General features: G+C 67.3%; 18 protein-coding genes. 8 read left to right on the forward strand and 10 right to left on the reverse strand.

Annotated elements, in window-relative coordinates; genetic code table 11:
- Positions 1–154 precede the first annotated feature (154 nt).
- From ACCC94_RS17410 to ACCC94_RS17430, 5 genes are all read left to right on the forward strand, one after another.
- Complete coding sequence (locus tag ACCC94_RS17410; RefSeq protein WP_413350726.1) at positions 155–1,522, forward strand: glutamine synthetase family protein; 1,368 nt, start codon at positions 155–157, stop codon at positions 1,520–1,522.
- A 307-nt stretch (positions 1,523–1,829) separates the two neighbouring features.
- Positions 1,830–2,588 (forward strand): SDR family NAD(P)-dependent oxidoreductase, encoded by a 759-nt coding sequence (locus tag ACCC94_RS17415; protein WP_413350727.1) that lies wholly within the window; start codon positions 1,830–1,832, stop codon positions 2,586–2,588.
- Positions 2,589–2,791: 203 nt separating this feature from the next.
- On the forward strand, positions 2,792–3,271 hold the full coding sequence (locus ACCC94_RS17420) for an acyl-CoA thioesterase (protein ID WP_413350729.1): 480 nt from the start codon (positions 2,792–2,794) through the stop codon (positions 3,269–3,271).
- Between the two features lie 209 nt (positions 3,272–3,480).
- Positions 3,481–5,184 (forward strand): YbaL family putative K(+) efflux transporter, encoded by a 1,704-nt coding sequence (gene ybaL, locus ACCC94_RS17425; protein WP_413350732.1) that lies wholly within the window; start codon positions 3,481–3,483, stop codon positions 5,182–5,184.
- A 4-nt stretch (positions 5,185–5,188) separates the two neighbouring features.
- Positions 5,189–5,773, forward strand: a complete 585-nt coding sequence (locus ACCC94_RS17430; RefSeq protein WP_413350733.1) for a YqaA family protein — start codon at positions 5,189–5,191, stop codon at positions 5,771–5,773.
- 297 nt (positions 5,774–6,070) lie between these two features.
- On the opposite strand, the gene pdxY is transcribed toward ACCC94_RS17430, so the two are convergent.
- Positions 6,071–6,940 (reverse strand): pyridoxal kinase PdxY, encoded by an 870-nt coding sequence (pdxY, locus tag ACCC94_RS17435; RefSeq protein WP_413350734.1) that lies wholly within the window; start codon positions 6,938–6,940, stop codon positions 6,071–6,073.
- A 147-nt stretch (positions 6,941–7,087) separates the two neighbouring features.
- Here pdxY and ACCC94_RS17440 point away from each other — a divergent pair, with 147 nt between their 5' ends.
- Positions 7,088–7,552, forward strand: a complete 465-nt coding sequence (locus ACCC94_RS17440) for a DUF3301 domain-containing protein (RefSeq protein ID WP_413350749.1) — start codon at positions 7,088–7,090, stop codon at positions 7,550–7,552.
- A gap of 6 nt (positions 7,553–7,558) precedes the next feature.
- Here the strand turns inward: ACCC94_RS17440 and ACCC94_RS17445 are convergent, their stop codons facing one another.
- Positions 7,559–7,948 (reverse strand): hypothetical protein, encoded by a 390-nt coding sequence (locus ACCC94_RS17445; protein ID WP_413350737.1) that lies wholly within the window; start codon positions 7,946–7,948, stop codon positions 7,559–7,561.
- Positions 7,945–8,823 (reverse strand): alpha/beta fold hydrolase, encoded by an 879-nt coding sequence (locus tag ACCC94_RS17450; protein ID WP_413350739.1) that lies wholly within the window; start codon positions 8,821–8,823, stop codon positions 7,945–7,947. Before ACCC94_RS17450 ends, ACCC94_RS17445 begins: the two co-directional genes overlap by 4 nt.
- A 104-nt stretch (positions 8,824–8,927) precedes the next feature.
- On the opposite strand from ACCC94_RS17450, the gene ACCC94_RS17455 reads away from it, so the two are divergent.
- Positions 8,928–10,691, forward strand: coding sequence for an ATP-binding protein (locus ACCC94_RS17455; RefSeq protein WP_413350740.1), 1,764 nt, complete (start codon positions 8,928–8,930; stop codon positions 10,689–10,691).
- Positions 10,688–12,022: a sigma-54-dependent transcriptional regulator gene (locus tag ACCC94_RS17460; RefSeq protein WP_413350741.1), complete on the forward strand. Its 1,335-nt coding sequence runs from the start codon at positions 10,688–10,690 to the stop codon at positions 12,020–12,022. Before ACCC94_RS17455 ends, ACCC94_RS17460 begins: the two co-directional genes overlap by 4 nt.
- Here ACCC94_RS17460 and ACCC94_RS17465 read toward each other — a convergent pair.
- From ACCC94_RS17465 to ACCC94_RS17495, 7 genes are all read right to left on the reverse strand, one after another.
- Positions 12,004–13,008 carry a hypothetical protein gene (locus ACCC94_RS17465; protein ID WP_413350742.1) on the reverse strand — a complete coding sequence of 335 codons (1,005 nt, stop codon included), beginning with the start codon at positions 13,006–13,008 and terminating at the stop codon, positions 12,004–12,006. The two genes, ACCC94_RS17460 and ACCC94_RS17465, sit on opposite strands and share 19 nt — an antisense overlap.
- A 380-nt stretch (positions 13,009–13,388) precedes the next feature.
- The gene (locus ACCC94_RS17470) at positions 13,389–13,583 is read right to left on the reverse strand and encodes a hypothetical protein (RefSeq protein ID WP_413350743.1); all 195 of its coding nucleotides are present in this window, start codon (positions 13,581–13,583) and stop codon (positions 13,389–13,391) included.
- Positions 13,584–13,775: 192 nt separating this feature from the next.
- On the reverse strand, positions 13,776–14,711 hold the full coding sequence (locus tag ACCC94_RS17475; protein WP_413350744.1) for a LysR family transcriptional regulator: 936 nt from the start codon (positions 14,709–14,711) through the stop codon (positions 13,776–13,778).
- A gap of 400 nt (positions 14,712–15,111) precedes the next feature.
- The gene (locus ACCC94_RS17480; protein ID WP_413350745.1) at positions 15,112–15,816 is read right to left on the reverse strand and encodes an NAD(P)H-dependent oxidoreductase; all 705 of its coding nucleotides are present in this window, start codon (positions 15,814–15,816) and stop codon (positions 15,112–15,114) included.
- 195 nt (positions 15,817–16,011) lie between these two features.
- Complete coding sequence (locus ACCC94_RS17485; RefSeq protein WP_413350746.1) at positions 16,012–17,430, reverse strand: aldehyde dehydrogenase family protein; 1,419 nt, start codon at positions 17,428–17,430, stop codon at positions 16,012–16,014.
- Positions 17,423–18,613 carry a pyridoxal phosphate-dependent aminotransferase gene (locus ACCC94_RS17490; protein ID WP_413350747.1) on the reverse strand — a complete coding sequence of 397 codons (1,191 nt, stop codon included), beginning with the start codon at positions 18,611–18,613 and terminating at the stop codon, positions 17,423–17,425. Before ACCC94_RS17490 ends, ACCC94_RS17485 begins: the two co-directional genes overlap by 8 nt.
- Positions 18,614–18,665: 52 nt before the next feature.
- Positions 18,666–19,274, reverse strand: a 609-nt coding sequence (locus ACCC94_RS17495; protein WP_413350748.1) for a thiamine pyrophosphate-dependent enzyme, incomplete at its 5' end; no start/stop codon positions are given.

Here is a 19,274-nt window from a genome sequence, read left to right on the forward strand (position 1 = left end):
CCTACCCCGGGGCCCCCCAACCCTTAAAAAATCCCTGTCGCCGCCCGTTGCCCCCCTACCGCTCTTGGCGCGCCCCCGGGGGGGGGGGTCCGCTACAACCCCCGCTCCTACGAAGAGCAAATACTCCCGGCGCACCGCGCCACCGAGGACCACCATGCAATTCGCCGATCGTCAGGAAGCCGAAGCCTTCCTCGCCGCCCACCCGGACGTGCGCAGCATCGAACTGTTCATCATCGACTCCAATGGCATCCCGCGCGGCAAGCTGCTGCACCGCGACGAACTGCTGGCGATCTACGACAACGGCCGCCCGCTGCCCAGTTCGATCCTCGCGCTGACCGTACAGGGCGAGGACGTCGAAGGCACCGGGCTGGTCTGGGAAGTGGCCGACGCCGACTGCTGGACCTACCCGCTGCCCGGCAGCCTGACGCTGCAACCCTGGCGCGCCAGCCCCACCGGCCAGCTGCAGGTGAGCATGCACCCGACCCAGGGCCTGCCCGCCACGCCGGCCGATCCGCGCCAGGCGCTGTCCCGCGTGGTCAACCGGCTGAAGGCTGATGGCTTGCACCCGGTGATGGCCGTGGAGCTGGAGTTCTACCTGCTGGACAAGCAGCGCGACGCCCATGGTCGCCCGCAGCCGGCGCTGCAGATGAACGGCATCCGTCCGGAAGCGCCGCAGGTCTATGGCGTCTATGAACTGGAGCAGCTGCAGCCGTTCCTCGATGACCTCTACGCTGCCTGCGAAGTCCAGGGCCTGCCGGTGCGCACGGCGATCTCCGAGTACGCGCCGGGCCAGGTCGAGCTGACGCTGGAACACCGCTTCGACATCATGCAGGCCATCGACGAGGGCGTGCGCTACAAGCGCCTGGTGAAAGGCGTGGCGAACAAGCACGGGCTGCAGGCCTGCTTCATGGCCAAGCCGTTCGGCGACCGCGCCGGTTCCGGCATGCACCTGCACGTCAGCCTCGCCGATGAACAGGGCAACAACCTCTACGCCAGCGAGGACATTCACGGCACCGAGCTGCTGCGCCACTCCATCGGCGGCATGATGGCGCGCCTGCTGGATTCGCTGGCGATCTTCTGCCCGAACGCCAACTCCTTCCGCCGCTTCCAGGCCAACAGCTACGCGCCGCTGGCCAAGAGCTGGGGCGTGAACAACCGCACCGTGTCGTTCCGCGTGCCCGGCGGCCCGGCGAAAAGCCGGCACATCGAGCACCGTATCTGCGGCGCCGACGCCAACCCGTACCTGGCGGCGGCGGCGATCCTCGCGGCCATCCACGAAGGCATCCGCGAGCAGATCGACCCGGGCGCGCCCATAGTCGGCAACGGCTACGAGCAGGCCACCGAGTTCCTGCCCACCGACTGGCTCACCGCGCTGCGCGCACTGGAAGCTTCCACCTGGGCCCGCGAGGCGCTGGGTGAGGAATTCCTCAAGGTGTTCCTGGCGATCAAGTGGGAGGAATACCGCCAGTTCATGGGCGAGGTCGGCGAGCAGGATTGGCGCTGGTATCTGCATCACGCTTGATCGGCGGAAGCGAAACGCTCTTGTAGGAGCGAGCTTGCTCGCGAACAAGCTCCGGCGCGGAGGCGTTCGCGAGCAAGAACTGGGCGTCCCCCTCGCTCCTACAAGGACAGTACCCTCGATGCCTCCGATCGGCTCACCCGCTGACACACGACAGCCTTACGAAAAATTTACCCTGTCAGACTGAAGAATCTGGTCTTTTCTTGGTCTGTAATTGCACGGGGCGCAGACGCGCTTCGTGGTCACCTCGGCGCCGCCGGTACTGCCTGCCGGACGCCGTCCTCTCTCAGGCAGGGAGAACCCGTAGACAATGAGCACTCCCGTCGTACTGATCACCGGCGCCGCCGGTGGCCTCGGAAAAGCCATCGCCAAACGTTTCGCCCAAAGCCACTGGCGCATCGCCGCAACCGACGTGGACAAGGCCGGACTGCATGCGCTCAACGCACAGGTCCCGCTGGACGCCACCGCCGTCGGCGACCTGCGACGCGCCGACAACTGCCACAGCCTGATGTCCGACATCCTTGCCCGCACCGGCCGCCTCGACGCGCTGGTGAACGCCGCCGGCGTCTGGCGCGAAGGCCCGGTGGAAGACTTCAACGAGGACGACTTCGACCTGGTGATGGGCGTGAACCTGAAGGCCGCCTTCTACATGTGCCAGGCGGCAACGCCGTACCTGAAGGAAAACCACGGCTGCATCGTCAACATCTCCAGTGACTCCGGCCGCCAGGCCTATCGCGGCTCGGCAGCCTACTGCGCGAGCAAGGCGGCGCTGACCATGCTCACCCGTACCCTGGCGCTGGAACTGGCCGAGTCGGGCGTGCGGGTCAACGCCATCTCGCCCGCCGACATCGCCACGCCGATGCTCGACTACCAGGCCGAGCGCTACGGCCAGGGCAATCCGGCGGCCTACAAGCTGGCGCTGCTGAGAGATTATCCACAGGGCAAGGTGGCGCGCTTCATTCGTCCCGAGGAAGTCGCCGAACTGGTCTGGTACCTGTGCAAGCCGGAATCCGAAGCCATCACCGGCGCGGACCTGGCCATCGACTTCGGCCTCTCCGCCGGGCGCTGAGCCGGCAGCTAAACGGACGGGCGGCCAGGGGTCGCCCGTTTTCGTTGCGGGGCACGGGTCGAACGGCGGGTATGCCACTGGTGAAGGGTCCACTGGTGCCGGCCGCCAATCGGCGGTATAGAAAAAACTGTGTCGCGCGCCGCGCTCCGGTTGTCCAGAGTAAGGCCCTTTCCTATTCCCCAGACGATTCCGAAGAGAATTCCATGGAACCTGGCAACCACCAGCTCAGCATGACCGTCCTGATGACCCCCGACATGGCCAACTTCTCCGGCAATGTCCACGGAGGCACCCTGCTCAAGTACCTCGACGAGGTCGCCTACGCCTGCGCCAGCCGCTATGCCGGCTACTACGTGGTGACCCTGTCGGTGGACCAGGTGATCTTCCGCCAGCCGATCCACGTCGGCGAACTGGTCACCTTCCTCGCCTCGGTGAACTACACCGGCCGCACTTCCATGGAGATCGGCGTGAAAGTGGTCACCGAGAACATCCGCGAGAAGTCCGTGCGCCACACCAACAGCTGCTTCTTCACCATGGTGGCGCTGGACGACGAGCGCAAACCGATCGAGGTGCCGCAGCTGACTCCCCAGACCAAGGACGAGAAACGTCGTTTCGCCCAGGCCCAGCAGCGTCGGCAGATTCGCCAGGAGCTGGAACAGCGCTACGCCGAGCTTCGCCACGAATGACGGACGTTCACGACATTTCCTGAAAAGAAATCCCTCGTGTCGCGGAAATTTCCTAATGCGTCAACAGGTTACCCTTGCGTGAAAGCAAGGTAGGAATTCATTACTACGCCTAGACTTTTCATACGCGGGTTTGCCCCCGTGACCCACCGTCGAGCGACCCGGTGCTGATGCGCAGTCCGGTCGCTCCCTGAGTGCCCGGAGCCCAGACCATGCATCACACCCCGTTACTGACCACCCTCGCCGTCGGCTTCGTGCTGGCCTTCGTCCTCGGCGCCCTGGCCAACCGCCTGCGCATCTCGCCGCTGGTGGGCTACCTGCTCGCCGGCGTGCTGGCCGGCCCCTTCACCCCCGGTTATGTCGCCGACCAGGCGCTGTCCACGGAGATCGCCGAACTGGGCGTGATCCTGCTGATGTTCGGCGTCGGCCTGCACTTCTCGCTGAAAGACCTGCTGTCGGTCAAAGCCATCGCCATCCCCGGCGCGGTGGTGCAGATCGGCGTCGCCACCCTGCTCGGCCTGGGCCTGGCCTGGATGATGGGCTGGAACTTCGGCGGCGGCCTGGTCTTCGGCCTCGCGCTGTCGGTGGCCAGTACCGTCGTGCTGCTGCGGGCGCTGGAGCAGCGCCAGCTGATCGACACCAAGCGCGGCCGCATCGCCATCGGCTGGCTGATCGTCGAGGACCTCGCCATGGTCCTCACCCTGGTCCTGCTGCCGGCGCTGGCCGGCTCGCTGGGCGGCACCTCCGACGGTGACGACGGCGGCCTGCTGATGCCGATCCTGCTGACCCTGGGCAAGGTCGCCGCCTTCGTCGCGGTGATGATCCTCGGCGGCCGCCGCTTCGTCCCCTGGGTACTGGAGCGCGTGGCCAAGACCGGCTCGCGCGAACTGTTCACCCTGGCCGTGCTGGCCATCGCCCTGGGCATCGCCTACGGCTCGGCGGTGATCTTCGGCGTGTCCTTCGCCCTCGGCGCCTTCTTCGCCGGGATGATCCTCAACGAGTCCGAGCTGAGCCACGAGGCCGCCGAGAACTCGCTGCCGCTGCGCGACGCCTTCGCCGTGCTGTTCTTCGTCTCCGTCGGCATGCTGTTCAACCCGGCCATCCTGATCCACGAGCCGCTGCCGGTGCTGGCGACCTTCCTGGTGATCGTCTTCGGCAAGTCGGTCGCGGCCTATGTCATCGTGCGGATGTTCGGCCACCCCAACAGCACCGCGCTGACTATCGCCGCGAGCCTCGCGCAGATCGGCGAGTTCTCCTTCATCCTGGTCGGCCTGGGCGTGACCCTGAACCTGCTGCCCGAAGCCGGTCGTGACCTGGTGCTGGCCGGCGCGATCCTGTCGATCCTGGTCAACCCGCTGCTGTTCATCGCCATCGACCGCCTGCAGGCGCGCCAGGCGCAGAAGGCCGAAGCCGACCCGGGTGTGGTCCAGGTGGAGGCGCAGGACCTGCCGCCGCCGGTGCTGGAGCAGAACCACGCGATCCTCATCGGCCACGGCCGCGTCGGCGCGCTGGTCAGCGAGCGCCTGCGCAAGGACAAGGTTCCGGTGGTGGTCATCGAGGACAAGCGCGAGAAGGCCGCCGAGCTGCGCGAGCACGGTCTCTGCGTAGTGGTCGGTAACGCCGCCAATCCCGAGGTGCTGAACCAGGCCAATATCACCTCGGCGCGCTGGCTGCTGATCGCCATCCCCAACGGCTTCGAGGCCGGGACGATTTCCAGCCACGCGCGAGCGATCAACCCGAACCTGGACATCATCGCCCGTGCCCACTTCGACGCCGAGGTGGATTACCTGGAGCAGAACGGCGCCAACCTGGTGATCATGGGCGAGCGCGAGATCGCCCGCGGAATGGTCGAGCGGGTCGAACGCGAGGACGTCGCCGCGGCACCGGGCGACGACCACCTGCCGCAGTCGGCCTGACGCCATGCTGCGCCGGCTCTACGACTGGACCATGCGCCTGGCGGGGCACCCGCGGGCGGAGCTGGCGCTGGGCGGGGTGACCTTCGCCGAGAGTTCGTTCTTCCCCATCCCCCCGGACGCGCTCCTGGTGCCCATGGTCCTGGCCAACCGGGCCAAGGCCTGGCGCTACGCAACGATCTGCATCGTCAGCTCGGTGCTGGGCGGCATTGCCGGCTACTTCATCGGCCTGCTGCTGTTCGAGACGGTGGGGCAGGCGATCCTGGCCTTCTATGGCCTGCAGGAAAACTTCGCCGAAGTCGCCGAGCGCTACAACGAACTCGGCTGGCTGATGGTGCTGCTGGGCGGCGGCTTCACCCCGCTGCCGTACAAGCTGATCACCCTCACCAGCGGAGTGACCCAGCTCGACCTGGTGTTGTTCATCGCGCTGAGCGTGGTGGCGCGCACCCTGCGCTTCGCCGCCACCTGCGCCCTGCTGTTCTGGGCGGGACCTGCGCTACGCGAGGCCATCGAGAAACGCCTGGGCCTGGCGTTCGGCCTGCTCACCGCGATGGTGGTGGGCGGGTTGCTGCTGGGCAAGTACATGCTCTGAAGCGGCAGCTCTTTGTAGGAGCGAGCTTGCTCGCGAACAGATCAGCCGGCAGCTCCGGTGCTGGTCCGTTCGCGAGCAAGCTCGCTCCTACAGGCCAGGTTTCCGCGCTAGGGCGAACCCTCACCCCAGCCCTCTCCCACAGGGAGAGGGGGCCGTTCGGCGGGCTGTGGAAATCTCGGAGTCAGCCGGCGAGCTTCAATGTGCCCATCCGCTCAGGACAGTCCCCTCTCCCTTCAGGGAGAGGGTCAGGGAGAGGGGCCCCGCCCAGCGCAGGATTCCCCAGGAACCCCGTTCAGATCACGCGAGCTTCACCGCCTCGAACTTCACCCGCGGGTGGGCGATGCGGTCCTGGGCGCGTACCAGTTCCAGCTCGTAGCTGCCGCAGGCCTGGGTTTCCAGCAGCACTTCGTGCACGGCGGCGGCGCAGAATTCGAAGGCCGTACGCAGGTCATCGCCCAGCAGCAGGCGGGCGAGGAACAGCCCTGAAGTCAGGTCGCCCACGCCCACCGGCTGGCGCGGGAAGGCCAGCAGCGGGCGGCGCAGGTGCCAGGTCTCATCAAGGGTCACCAGCAGCATCTCGAAGGCATCCGCCGGCTTGCCCGGGTAGTTCAGGTGCTTCACCAGGATCGCCTTCGGGCCGCGCACCAGCAGGCCGCGGGCCATCGCCGCGCAGTCTTCCAGGGAAGTCGGCTGGCGGTCGCAGAAGCTGTCCAGCTCCAGCTGGTTCGGGCACAGGTAGTCGGCCACGGCGGCGGCTTCGTGGAGCAGGAACTCGCTGACTTCCGGGGCGACGATGCAGCCCTTCTCCGGATGGCCCATCACCGGGTCGCACAGGTATACCGCGCGCGGGTTCACCTCGCGGATGCGCTTCACCACCTCGAGGATCGAGCGCCCCTGCGCCGCGCTGCCCAGGTAGCCCGAGAGCACCGCGTCGCAGTTGCCCAGTTCGCCAATGGCGGCGATGCCGTCCACCAGCGCGGGAATCTGCTCCGGCGGCAGCACCTGGCCGGTCCAGTGGCCATACTGGGTATGGTTGGAGAACTGCACGGTGTTCAGCGGCCAGACGTTCACCCCGACGCGTCGCATGGGGAACTCGGCAGCGCTGTTGCCGGCGTGGCCGAAGACGACTTGGGACTGGATGGCGAGAACGTGGGGAGTGCGCGGCATAACGGTGTCCTGCTACAGAATGGGGCAGTATGGGGCGCAATTCACAGGCTGTGAACATCCGGCTCTCGCCGCCCGGCGGCGGAGTGAGTAAGCTGGTGCGCCGATTCCGAGGAAGCAGAAGTGGACCTGGGCAATCTTTTCATCTTCATGCTGGTTGTCGCGGGCGCCGCGTGGTGGTGGCGTGCCCATGGCATCCGCGAGCGTGCCCTGGTGCTGGCCAAGCAGCACTGCGCGCGCGAGGGCGTAGAGCTGCTCGATGAGGCCATGGCCCTGCAGCGCTTCCGCTTCCAGCGCGACGGCCGGGGCAACCTGCGCCTGGCCCGCGAATACGCCTTCGAGTTCACCGCCACCGGGCAGGAACGCTACGCCGGCACCATCGCCATGTTCGGCCAGCACCTGGGCCGCATCGAGCTGGCACCTTTCCGCATGGAGCCCGAGCAGCGCGCTCCGCTTTCCCCGGTCGCAACCTTCCATCCCGCTGCCGCCCCGGTGGAGGAGGAAATCATCGACGCGGTTTTCCACGATACTCCACCGCCGCCACGCCCCCGCGGCGAAGTGGTGCGCCTGGACGAGTGGCGCCGCGCGCATCAGGGCAAGAAGGTGGGCGACTGAGCGCGATCAGCTCGGTTCGTCTTCTCTGCGTTCACGCAGCTCGACGACTCGCGCCAGCACCTGGCGCAGGTGCGCATTCATCAGGGCGCCGACAGTCCGACCGAGGAACCAGCACCGCCAGCGATAAAGGAAGAACGCGCGGCGTTGCTGATTGCGCCGGCATTTCTCGAACAGCCAGTCGGCATCGAAGCCGGTCCACTCTCCCGCTGTCGCCAGGGCGTTCGGGTAGACCACCGGGACCACCTCCAGGCGATAGATGGCTTCCAGTTCGCCCAGGGGAAAGTCGCTGACCGCCAGGGTGCGGGCAATGTAGTTGATGTCAAGCTCGGTCGTCTCGGTATCCAGCCACAGCTCGGACAGCGCCAGCCAGACGGACTCGCGGGCCGGGTCGTTCATTCGTGGCCCAGCAGGAAGCGCGACACGCGCGCGGCGCTGTCTTCGGGGAATTCCTGCATGAAGCAGTGGCCGCCATCGACACACTGGCCGCTCACCACCTTGTTCACTGCACACCAGCGCGCCACCGACTTGGGCACGAACGGGTAAGTGCGCTCGCCGAACAGCACCTGGGTCGGCGTCACCACCTTGCTCAGCGACGGCCACAGGCGCTTGGGGAAGGAACTGAAGATTTCCGCCTCGCGGCTGGGTCGGCACTTCAGCTCGACGCCCGCATCGGTGCGCTTCATCGCGTGCTCGACATAGGCCCACAGCGCCGCATCGGTCCAACCCTTGAAGATGCCGCGGCCGTGCAGCCCGGCGTAGGCCGCCTCGCGGTCGGGCCACTGGCTGCGCCGCGAGCGCGCCTTCTGCACCATGGTGCGGCGCTTGTGCAGGCCGAGCACTTCGGAGAGCGCCATCACGCCGATCATCGCCGGGGTGAACAGCACCGGGTCGAGCAGCACGGCGCGGCGGAACAACTCGGGATGGCGGCCGAGGATCAGGCTGGTGAGCACCCCGCCGAAGCTGTGCCCGGCGGCGTAATGCGGCACGTCGCCGAACACCTTGCTGCCGGCCTGGAAGGCTTCCACCGCCATCTCGGCGTTGCGGTTCCAGCCGTGGAAGCGCCCGCCGTGGTCGCTGTCGCCATGACCCTGCACGTCGCACAGCCAGAGGTCGAAATCCTCCGCCAGGACCTTCAGCATCGGCTCGTAGGCGCGGCCGCAGAAGCCGTTGCCATGCAGGAAGTGCAGCAGCGGCTTGCCACTGGGCTCGCTGCGCCAGCCGCGCAGGGTGAAACCGGCGGACCCTTCGTGGGTCCAGGACGACAACTGCATCGAAACTCTCCAACGGGATGCCGGCAGTGTAGCGAGGCGGCGGGGCGCCGGACCAGCCAGAAGACGTGCTATTGTCGCCGACCATTGGTCGAACCCCGTCGAACATGTCGCCTGCCCGCCCCCTTCGCCTGCTGCTGATCTGCCTGCTCCTGCTGGCCGGGCTGGTGCTGTCGGTGTTCTGGGCCGGCGAGAAGGCGCGGCACCGCGCGCTGCTGGCCGAGGCGGAAGCCGCCCATGAGCAACTGGGCCTCTACGCCAACTCACTGCATACCCTGATCGAGCGCTTCCGCAGCCTCCCCGCCGTGCTCGCGCTGGACCCGGAACTGCGCGCGGCCATGCGCGGCCCGGTGAGCGGCGAGCTGCAGCACCGGCTCAACCTCAAGCTGCAGGAAATCAACGGCGCGGCGCGTTCCTCGACCCTGGAACTGCTGGACCACACCGGCCTCGCCGTGGCCGCCAGCAACTGGAACCTGCCGGTCAGCTACGTCGGCCACAACTACGGCTTCCGCCCCTACTTCCGCCAGACCATCGCCCAGGGCGCCGGGCGCTTCTACGCGGTCGGCGTGACCAGCGGGATTCCCGGTTACTTTCTGTCCAACGCCCTGCGCGACGACGACGGCCGCTTCCTCGGCGCCATCGTGGTCAAGCTGGAATTCCCCGACCTGGAGCGTCAGTGGAGCCAGACCCCGGACGTGGTGCTGGTGAGCGACAGCAAGGGCGTGGTGTTCCTGGCCAACCACCCGCGCTGGCGCTACCGCGAACTGCAACCGCTGGACGCCGTGGCCCGCGCCGAGATGGCCGACACCCGCCAGTACCACAAGCAGCCGCTCAGCGCGCTGCCGCACCGGACGCTGGAAAGCCTCGGCGAACAGGCGCGCATGGTTCGCGTCGACGGCCAGGACATCAGCGGCGACTACCTCTGGCAATCGGTCAGCCTGCCGGAGGACGAGTGGACCCTGCACCTGCTGCGCAACCCGCATGGCGTGCAGTCCGACGTCACCAGCGCGCGGCTGGCCGCTGCCGGTGCGTGGCTGGCGCTGGTGTTCCTCGTGCTCTGGCTGCAGCAGCGCCGCCGCCTGGCGCGCCTGCGCCAGCGCAACCAGGAAGAGCTCGAGCGTCTGGTGGAGCAGCGCACCGCCGCCCTGCGCACCGCCCAGGATGGCCTGGTACAGGCCGCCAAGCTGGCCGCGCTGGGGCAGATGTCCGCCGCCCTGGCCCATGAGATCAACCAGCCGCTCACCGCCCAGCGCATGCAACTGGCCAGCGTGCGCCTGCTGCTCGACGCTGGCCGCCAGGACGACGCCCGCGCCGCGCTGGTGCGGGTCGATGAACTGCTCGAACGCATGGCCGCGCTCACCGGCCACCTGAAGACCTTCGCCCGCAAGACGCCCGGAGGCCTGCGCGAACGCATCGAACTGGGCCACGTGATCGAACAGGCGCTGCAACTGCTCGCCGTGCGCATCCGCGCCGAGGGCGTGGAGATCAGCCAGGAGCTGGCATTGCCCGCCTGGGTGCTGGGCGACGCGATCCGCCTGGAGCAGGTGCTGGTCAACCTGATCCGCAACGCCCTCGACGCGGTGGCCGCCAGCGACCAGCCGCAGATACGCCTGAGCCTGCGCCGCGACGGTGAGCACTGGTGCCTGGAAGTCGCCGACAATGGACCCGGCATCGAAGAGACCCATCTGGCCAGCGTCTTCGACCCCTTCTTCACCACCAAGCCGGTGGGCGAAGGACTGGGCCTGGGGCTGGCGGTATCCTATGGCATCGTCCACGAACTCGGCGGGAGCCTCGGCGCCGCCAACCAGCCCTCCGGCGGCGCGGTGTTCCGCCTGAGCCTGCCGGCCGCCAGCGAAGAAACAAGACCATGAGCGAGACCATCCTCTTCGTCGACGACGAAGCCGCCATCCGTGACGCCGTGCAGCAATGGCTGCAACTTTCCGGCTTCGAAGTGCGCCTGTGCGGCAGCGCCGACGAATGCCTGAAAAGCGTCTCCCGCGAGCTGCCCGGCGTGGTCATCAGCGATGTGCGCATGCCCGGCACCGATGGCCTCGCGCTGCTCGAACGCCTGCAGCAGATCGACCGCGACCTGCCGGTGATCATGGTTACCGGCCACGGCGACGTGCCCATGGCGGTGCAGGCGATGCGCCAGGGCGCCTACGATTTCATCGAGAAACCCTTCACCCCCGAACGTCTGCTCGACAGCCTGCGCCGCGCCCTGGAAAAACGCCGGCTGGTGCAGGAGAACCGCCAGCTGCGCGAACAGGCGGCGCTCAAGGACCAGATCGAATCGCGCCTGCTCGGCGTCTCGCGGCCCATGGAAACCCTGCGCCGACAGATCATGGCGTTGGCCGGCACGCCGGTGAACGTGCTCATCCGTGGGGACACCGGCAGCGGCAAGGAACTGGTTGCGCGCTGCCTGCACGACTTCGGCCCGCGCGCCGGCAAGCCCTTCGTCGCGCTGAACTGCGCGGCGATTCCCGAGCAGCTGTTCGAGACCGAACTATTCGGCCACGAAAGCGGCGCCTTCACCGGCGCCCAGGGCAAGCGCATCGGCAAGCTGGAACACTCCAATGGCGGCAGCCTGTTCCTCGATGAGATCGAGAGCATGCCGCTGGCCCAGCAGGTGAAGCTGCTGCGCGTGCTGCAGGAGCAGCAGCTGGAGCGCCTGGGCTCGAACCAGAGCATCAAGGTGGACCTGCGGGTAATCGCCGCGACCAAGCCGGACCTGCTCGAAGAAGCCCGTGCCGGGCGCTTCCGCGAGGACCTGGTGTACCGCCTGAACGTCGCCGAGCTGCGCCTGCCGCCGCTACGCGAACGTCGCGAGGATATTCCGCTGCTGTTCGAGCACTACGCCATGCTGGCCAGCGAGAAGTTCGGCCGCGAAGCCGCGCCGCTCTCCGCCACGGAGCTGGCCCGCCTGCTCGCCCACGACTGGCCGGGCAACGTGCGCGAGCTGGCCAACGCCGCCGAGCGTCACGTACTCGGCCTGGACCGCGCCGAACTGCCCATCGAGCCCGCCGGCAACGGCTTGTTCGAACGCATGGAAGCCTACGAGGCGCAGTGCATCCGCCAGGCGCTGGGCCAGTGCAAGGGCGACATCAAGGCGGTGATGGAACTGCTCGGCCTGCCGCGCCGCACCCTCAACGAGAAGATGCAGCGCCACGGGCTGAGCCGCGGGGATTACCTGGGCGAAGATTGAGCCAGCTGCTCGGCGAAGAACCAGCCTGTGCACCAGCGCGCCAGCGGCCAGAGCAGCGCCAGCAGCAGGATCGCCGGCGGCGGCAGGTAGAGCGGCAGGCTGCTGGAGTTCAGCGAGCTGTAGGCGGCGAACGCCACCAGGATCGAAACCAGCACGATCGCCACCGCCCACATCACCAGCAGGACCACTGCGCACGCCAGCACCCGGCCGGCGGCAAAGCGCGAGACCTGCGCCGGCAGGCGCGTTTGCACAGCCGCCATGACAATGGCGAATGGCAGCGCACAACTCGACAGCAGAAAGACCGACTGCCAGCCGTCCCCGCCGCTGTAGAGGTAGAACACTCCGTAGCCGAGCGCAGCGAGCAGCTTGTAGGTCAATGCGCTGAAGGCAAGCGCCACGCCCAACGCCACCTGCCAGGACGGCAGGGCGAAGCCTTGCCCCGGCGCCAGGCGCTCGGAGCGCGAGCGTCCCAGCAGCAGCACCAGCCACAGTGGCAGCAGGCAACCCAGGGTCAGGTTGATCAGCGAGTTGGCCTGGCCGTAGAGAATCATCCAGAGGGTCCGGGTGTCCTGCTCGAACGCCCACTGATAGAACGACAGGCTCAGGTAGGACACCACCGTGCTCACGACCAGGGTGGCAATCAGGTAGGCCACGCCAAAGCCCGCCAGCAGCCCGGCCTGCGGCTGGAAGCGCACGATGCCATGGCGTTCGCGCAGGTAGTGCACCAGCAGCAGGACCGCTGCGGCATAAAGGACCAGTCCGCCCAGCCAGTTCGCCAGCATCGCGGGCAGGTACTGCGGCAGGCGCTCGCGGTAGCTGCCCAGGTCTCCGATCCACTGCACGGCATTGCTGCCGAAGAATACCAACGCTGCCGCGACTATCATCGCGGCGACGAACAGCAGGGGCTGCTTGCCAGCCGAACTCGCAACAGCAGCGGGCGCAGTGAGGGGCGCATGGGGTGTCGCGAAGGGATTGTCAGTGGTCATCTCGGCATCCTTGTCGAATCCGGCCTGCGGCGCGAACTCCGCCCAGCCTACCACCGCTTTCCCTGCGGCATAAAAAAAGGCCGCTGAAAGCAGCGGCCTTGAGACGGACGTCGATCTGGAGCAATCAAGAATCGACGTCGGGAAGCTTGCCGGCGGTGAGGCCGGTAACGGCGTCGCTCGAAAGCCGCGCTGTTGGGTCAAGTATATTGACCGAACGGCCAGGGATACAGAGCGCTGCCAGGGAAAGACTGTTGCAGCTTTTGTAAAAGTCGCAGTCCAGCGCCAAAAAAGCCCAGGCAAAAAAACGCCGCATGTCTTATGCGGCGCAAGGTGTTGAGAAGCCCGGCTCACGCTCCGGGCCTCCCGGGGGAAGCGGCCGATCAGGAATCGGCGTTGCTGCCAGCGGCGGCCTTGGCGGTCTGCTCGGCGGACGGCGCCTGCTGCTGGGCAATCACTGCTTCGTTGGCCTTGACCAGCTTGTTGGTCATCAGGCGCGATTCTTCGGCAAAGCTCAGCTGGGTGAAGGACAGCGAGCAGACGGACAGCAGGGCAGCGACATAAAGCGAACGGGACATGATGGTGATCCTTTCTGAACACCCGGTTGGTCGGGGTTGTTGAAAGGTTACGGCGCAACAGTGGGTAGAAAAATAGCTAGCTAACCAACAAAGCATTGCCTAAAAAGCAACAATCCGCGCAGATCCTCGGGAAACTCCGATATAGAGCGGCTGCGACGATCCGCCACGCTGGCCGGAAGATATCAGCGCGACTCAAGCCCAGTTGACGGGATCGTTGAGCGCTGCTTCGTCTTCCTCGAAGACCCGCGGCAGCTCCGCCTTGAGGAATTCCACCCAGGTGCGGATCTTCGCGTCGAGGAAGCGCCGCGACGGGTACAGCGCATAGATCTGCCGCACATGCAGGCTGTGCCGGGGCAGCACGCGCACCAGCGAACGGCGGCGCAACGCGGGCGCGGCGACGTAGCTGGGCAGCAGGCAGATGCCCATGCCGGCGGCGGCAGCGCCGGTCAGCGCTTCGGCGACATTGACCATGAAGGTGTCGCGCGGGCGGATCACGCTTTCCTCGTTGCCCTCCTCGAAGGCCCAGCCCTCCGGGAAGGTCGGGTCCTGCAGGCGCAGGCACTGGTGCTGGTGCAGGTCGGCGACACTGGTCGGGGTGCCGCGCCGCTTGAGGTATTCGGGGCTGGCGCAGAGCACGCTGTAGATGGTGCCCAGGGTCTGGGCGACGAACTCGGAGTCCGGCAACTCGCGGTCGCGGGTGATCACCACGTCCTGGCCTTCCTCGAGGATGTCCGGCTGGCGCTGGGCCAGGGTCAGCTCGATGTAGACCTCGGGAAAGGACTCGCAGTAGCGCGAGATCAGCGGAATCAGGTGCTGCTGGCCCAACCCGGTCAGCGAGTGCACGCGCAGGCGACCGCGCGGATTGAGGTGCGCGCCGCTGGCTTCGGCCTGGGCTTCGTCGACATCGGCGAGGATTTCCCGGCAGCGCTGCAGGTAGCGCTCACCGGTTTCGGTCAGCGCCAGGCGCCTTGTAGTCCGGTGCAGCAGGCGAGCTTCGAGTTGGGATTCGAGGTCGGAAACGACACGCGAGACCTGGGCGGTGGATAACCCCAGGGCATTGGCGGCGGCGGTGAAGCTGCCGGCATCCACCACCCGGACGAATGCCCGCATCGCGTGAAGTACGTCCATGCTTCCCCCTGCCTGTTGATCTTGTTGTAGGCGCCTGTAGGAGACGACAACCATTGTTGTCCGCGCCGCAAAACTGAATCGCAGTATAGGGTCGTTTTTTGCCGATTGTTACCACGTATAGTGCCGGACAAGTCGCTGCAGCAACGTTGGGCATACCAGGCTCATCGTACGGCCGCCGATACACCAATCGACGGCCCTCTCCCCCGCGCATATCCGCTGCAGCGACTGACCCTTTCTCCAGGGGCGGCCATCTGCGGATGGCCGCCCTTTTTCGTTTCTGGCCGCAGCACCGAGGCGATCCTGATTATGTAGGAGCGAGCTTGCTCGCGAACCCCCTTCACTCCGGAGTCGCCGGGAATCTGTTCGCGAGCAAGCTCGCTCCTACGAAGAGCAGAAGCGCTCAGCGCGGCAGCGGGTAGAGGCGCTCGTCGAACTGATCCAGGCGCACGAATTCCAGCGGCTGGTCGTTCTCCAGGTTCTGCAGGCGGTCCTGGTACTGGCGCAGGAAGTCCACCCGCGCCTCGTTGCTGATGTAGGGCACGTGCCAGGCGACGAAGGGCGGCAGCACGCTCATGCCGGTGTAGGCCAGGGTGCCGCGCAGGATCGGCCGCAGCATGTCTTCCAGCGGGCCGTGGATGGCGCCTTCGCCGAACATGTGGTCGCGCCCGCCGAGGGTCACGGTCACCAGCGCCTTCTTGCCGGCCAGGCCGCCCTGGTCGTAGAAGCGCTTGCCGCCGTAACAGATGCCCGAGACCAGCACGCGGTCGAACCAGCCTTTGAGAATGGCCGGCGCGGAGAACCAGTAGATCGGGAAGTTGAAGATCACCAGGTCGGCCCAGAGCAGCTTGTCCAGCTCGGCCTGGATGTCGGCGGCGATGGTCTTGGCCTTGGCGCCTTCGCGCTGCTCCAGGGCATAGACCAGGTATTCGGGGTTGGCGCGGGCGCCGAAGTCGGCGGCACTGGCCACCGGGTTCCAGTTCATCGCGTAGAGGTCGGAGACCTGCACCTCATGGCCCTGGCCGCGCAGGGTTTCCTCGGCGAGCTGATACAGCGCAGTGCTGAAGGATTGCGGTTCGTTGTGGGCGTGGACGATCAGTACGTTCATGTGGATTCCTGGCCAGAAAGGCGGTACCTGGCGGATCGGCGTGCTGGCTCGGCACCCTCTCCCCAGCCCTCTCCCTGAAGGGAGAGGGGGTATTCGTGTTCATCCTTCAGCACCGTCTCCGCGGCGGCACCGAAGTGCTTTTGCCCCCTCTCCCGCTTGCGGGAAAGGGTTGGGGAGAGGGCGCTCTTCAGCCGCTCAGAGCTGAATGGCCTTGAGCTCGACGAACTCATGCAAGCCCTGCTCGCCCCATTCGCGGCCGTTGCCGGACTGCTTGTAGCCGCCGAATGGCGCCCGGTAGTTGAAAGCACCGCCGTTGACGAAACATTGGCCGGCGCGCATCTGCCGCGCGAGACGCAGGCCATCTTCGCGGTCGCCCGCCCAGACGGCGCTGGACAGGCCGAACGGCGAGTCGTTGGCAATCTGCAGTGCCTCGGCCTCGTCGGCATAGGGAATCAGGCACAGCACCGGGCCGAAGATTTCCTCGCGGGCGATGCGCATCCGGTTGTTCACACCAGCAAAGATCGTCGGCTGCACATAGTGCCCGCGCTCCAGATGAGCCGGACGTTCGGCGCCGCCGCAAACCAGCTGCGCGCCCTCCTCCTGGCCGACGCGGATGTAGTCGAGTACGGTGCGGCGCTGGCCGCCCGAGCACATCGGGCCGAGGAAGCTGTCGGCGTCCAGCGGGTCGCCCATTTTCAGGGCAAGGGTTTCGGCGCGGGCAATTTCCACGGCTTCGGCATAGCGATTGGCCGGCAGCAGCATGCGGGTCAGCGCGGTGCAGGTCTGCCCGGAGTTGATCATCACGTCCTGCACGCCATGGCGCACGGCGGCGGCGAGATCGGCATCGGCGGTGATCAGGAAAGGTGACTTGCCGCCCAGCTCCAGGCACACGCGCTTGACCGTCGGCGCTGCCGCTTCGGAGACCTTGACGCCCGCGCCGGTGGAACCGGTGAAGGACACCATGTCCACATCAGGGTGACGCGCCAGGGCTTCGCCGACCCTGGAGCCGGGGCCGCTGACCAGGTTGAACACGCCGGCCGGCAGGCCGATGGCGTGCACCATGTCGGCCAGCAGGAAGGCGTGTAGCGGGGTGTCCTGGCTCGGCTTGCAGACAACCGTGCAGCCCGCGGTGAGCGCCGGGGCGAGCTTGCCGATCAGCTGGTGCAGCGGGTAGTTCCAGGGGTTGATGAAGGCGCAGACGCCCACCGCTTCCTTCACCACCAGCGAGTTGCCGACCTCGCGCACTTCGTCCATGTGCGCCGCCATCGCGGCGTAGCTTTCCAGGCCCTCGATCGGCCCGTCGACCTGCACCATACGGCACCACTGCACGGGCATGCCCAGCTCGGCGGTGATCAGCGCAGCCATCTCGTCGGCGCGGATCTTCAGTTGCTCGGCAAGGGCGCGGATGTAGCCGGCGCGCACGTTGGACGGCGTCTGCGACCAGGCCGGGAAGGCACGGCGCGCGGCGTCCACCGCGCGGTTCACGTCGGCTTCGCCGCCCAGCGGCACGCGGCCGACGCATTCCTCGTTGGCCGGGTTCTGCACCTCGGCCATGCCCTGCCCCTGCGGCGACACCCAGGCGCCGTCGATGTAGAGCTGCGTGCGGTCATGCATAGCGTTTTTCCTTGAGCAGTTCGGCGGCGCAAAGGGCAATACGGCGACACGCTTCACGCAGCGGTTCGGCGCCGAGCACCAGGCCCAGGCGGATGTGCCCGGCGGCGCTGGGGCCGAAGGCTTCGCCGGCCAGCACGGAGACGCCGTGGCGGTCCAGCAGAAGGTCGGAGAAGTCCTGGGCGGAAAGCCCGGTGGCGCGGATATCGACCATCACGAACATGCCGCCGTCCGGGCGCAGTGCGCGCACGCCAACGCAATCGGCGAGGCAGTCGAGCACCAGGTCGCGGCGCTGGCGGTAGGCCTCGCGCATGGCTTCCAGTTCCGGCAGTTTGGCTTCCAGCGCGGTGCAGGCGGCGTCCTGGATGAAGTCCGGCGAGCCGTAGAGCATGCACAGGGCGAGGTTTTCCAGGTGCGCGCAGAGTTCCTGCGGGCCAACCACCCAGCCCACGCGCCAGCCGGTCATGGCGTGGGATTTCGACAGGCTGTTGAGGGTCGCGGTGCGCTCGGCCATGCCCGGCAGGCTGGCGGGGCTGATGTGCTCGCCGTCGAACAGCAGCTCGCTGTAGACCTCGTCGGAAATCATCCACAGGTCATTCTTCACGCAGAGCTCGGCCAGCGCTTCCCAGGTGGCGCGCGGCAGGCTGGCGCCGGAAGGGTTGTGCGGGCTGTTGATGGCCAGGGCGCGGGTGCGCGGGGTGATCAGCGCGGCGACGTCCTCGGCCTGCACGCGGAAGCCGTGCTCGGAGCGCACCGACACCGGGATGACCTTGGCGCCGCAGGCGCCGAACACCGCTTCGTAGGTGACGTACATCGGCTCGGCGACTATCACCTCGTCGCCCGGGTTGAGCACGCACTGCGCCACGGCATAGAGCGCGCACTGGGCGCCGGCCAGCACGACCACCTCGTCGGCGCTGACGGCCTGGCCGCTGCGCTGGGTGTGGCGCCGGGCTATGGCTTCGCGCAGCGAGCGCTTGCCGCGCACGTCGGCGTAGTGGGTGTTGCCGGCCAGCAGGCTGTCGATGGCCGACTGCACGATGGGCACCGGTGTGTCGAAGTCCGGGTCGCCCACCGACAGCAGCAGGATGTCGTCGCCCTGCTCCATGCGCGCCAGGGCGCGGTAGTGGATGTCCCAGGCGGCGGCGCCGTCGCCGGCGATGCGTTGGGTGAAGTTCGAGTAGCGCATGGGAATCTCCTTGCGGCACGGGGCCTGCACGGCCCCGGCGGGTACGACGGGCCTACTTGGCGCAGGCGTGTTTCAGCTCGATCAGGGTCACGCCCGGATGGGCAAAGCCGGCGCGCAGGCCGCGCTCCAGCTCGTCCAGGCTCTGCGGCTCGCGCATCTCGCAGCCGTAGGCGCGGCCGAGCAGGGCGAAGTCCGGGTTGCGCGGCAGGACGCCGATGGGCTCGATGTCCAGGCCGATCATGTCGTCGCGGATCTGCCCCAGCGCATCGTTGTTCCACAGCAGCACCACCAGCGGGCTGTCCAGCTCCTCGGTGGCGGTGGCCAGTTCCTGCGCGGTGTAGAGGAAGCCGCCGTCACCGACCAGCACCAGGCCGGGACGCTCCGGCGCGCCGAACTTGGCACCGATGCCGGCGGGCACGCCGTAGCCGAGGGTGCCGTAGCCGGTGGGGTGCAGCCAGCCGCGCGGGGCCTTGCTCGGGTACAGGTAGTTGGCGGTGTAGGCCAGCTGGGTCATGTCGCTGGCGATGAAGGCGTTGTCCGGCAGGACCTTGGCGATGCGCTCGAGGATCGACTGGTGGATACGTTGCAGCGGCGCGTGGCCGGCTTCGATCTGCGCGCGCAGTTCGGCGATGCGCAACTGCGCTTTCGCGGCGTCGCGGGT

The sequence above is a fragment of the Pseudomonas sp. Pseusp97 genome (assembly GCF_047304025.1).
Lineage (GTDB): Bacteria > Pseudomonadota > Gammaproteobacteria > Pseudomonadales > Pseudomonadaceae > Pseudomonas.

Bases quoted from the DNA above. Each gene is read 5' to 3' on its own strand.
- ACCC94_RS17410 (WP_413350726.1), top strand. From the start codon at position 155: ATGCAATTCGCCGATCGTCAGGAAGCCGAAGCCTTCCTCGCCGCCCAC.
- ACCC94_RS17415 (WP_413350727.1), top strand. From the start codon at position 1,830: ATGAGCACTCCCGTCGTACTGATCACCGGCGCCGCCGGTGGCCTCGGA.
- ACCC94_RS17420 (WP_413350729.1), top strand. From the start codon at position 2,792: ATGGAACCTGGCAACCACCAGCTCAGCATGACCGTCCTGATGACCCCC.
- ybaL (WP_413350732.1), top strand. From the start codon at position 3,481: ATGCATCACACCCCGTTACTGACCACCCTCGCCGTCGGCTTCGTGCTG.
- ACCC94_RS17430 (WP_413350733.1), top strand. From the start codon at position 5,189: ATGCTGCGCCGGCTCTACGACTGGACCATGCGCCTGGCGGGGCACCCG.
- pdxY (WP_413350734.1), bottom strand. From the start codon at position 6,940: ATGCCGCGCACTCCCCACGTTCTCGCCATCCAGTCCCAAGTCGTCTTC.
- ACCC94_RS17440 (WP_413350749.1), top strand. From the start codon at position 7,088: ATGCTGGTTGTCGCGGGCGCCGCGTGGTGGTGGCGTGCCCATGGCATC.
- ACCC94_RS17445 (WP_413350737.1), bottom strand. From the start codon at position 7,948: ATGAACGACCCGGCCCGCGAGTCCGTCTGGCTGGCGCTGTCCGAGCTG.
- ACCC94_RS17450 (WP_413350739.1), bottom strand. From the start codon at position 8,823: ATGCAGTTGTCGTCCTGGACCCACGAAGGGTCCGCCGGTTTCACCCTG.
- ACCC94_RS17455 (WP_413350740.1), top strand. From the start codon at position 8,928: ATGTCGCCTGCCCGCCCCCTTCGCCTGCTGCTGATCTGCCTGCTCCTG.
- ACCC94_RS17460 (WP_413350741.1), top strand. From the start codon at position 10,688: ATGAGCGAGACCATCCTCTTCGTCGACGACGAAGCCGCCATCCGTGAC.
- ACCC94_RS17465 (WP_413350742.1), bottom strand. From the start codon at position 13,008: ATGACCACTGACAATCCCTTCGCGACACCCCATGCGCCCCTCACTGCG.
- ACCC94_RS17470 (WP_413350743.1), bottom strand. From the start codon at position 13,583: ATGTCCCGTTCGCTTTATGTCGCTGCCCTGCTGTCCGTCTGCTCGCTG.
- ACCC94_RS17475 (WP_413350744.1), bottom strand. From the start codon at position 14,711: ATGGACGTACTTCACGCGATGCGGGCATTCGTCCGGGTGGTGGATGCC.
- ACCC94_RS17480 (WP_413350745.1), bottom strand. From the start codon at position 15,816: ATGAACGTACTGATCGTCCACGCCCACAACGAACCGCAATCCTTCAGC.
- ACCC94_RS17485 (WP_413350746.1), bottom strand. From the start codon at position 17,430: ATGCATGACCGCACGCAGCTCTACATCGACGGCGCCTGGGTGTCGCCG.
- ACCC94_RS17490 (WP_413350747.1), bottom strand. From the start codon at position 18,613: ATGCGCTACTCGAACTTCACCCAACGCATCGCCGGCGACGGCGCCGCC.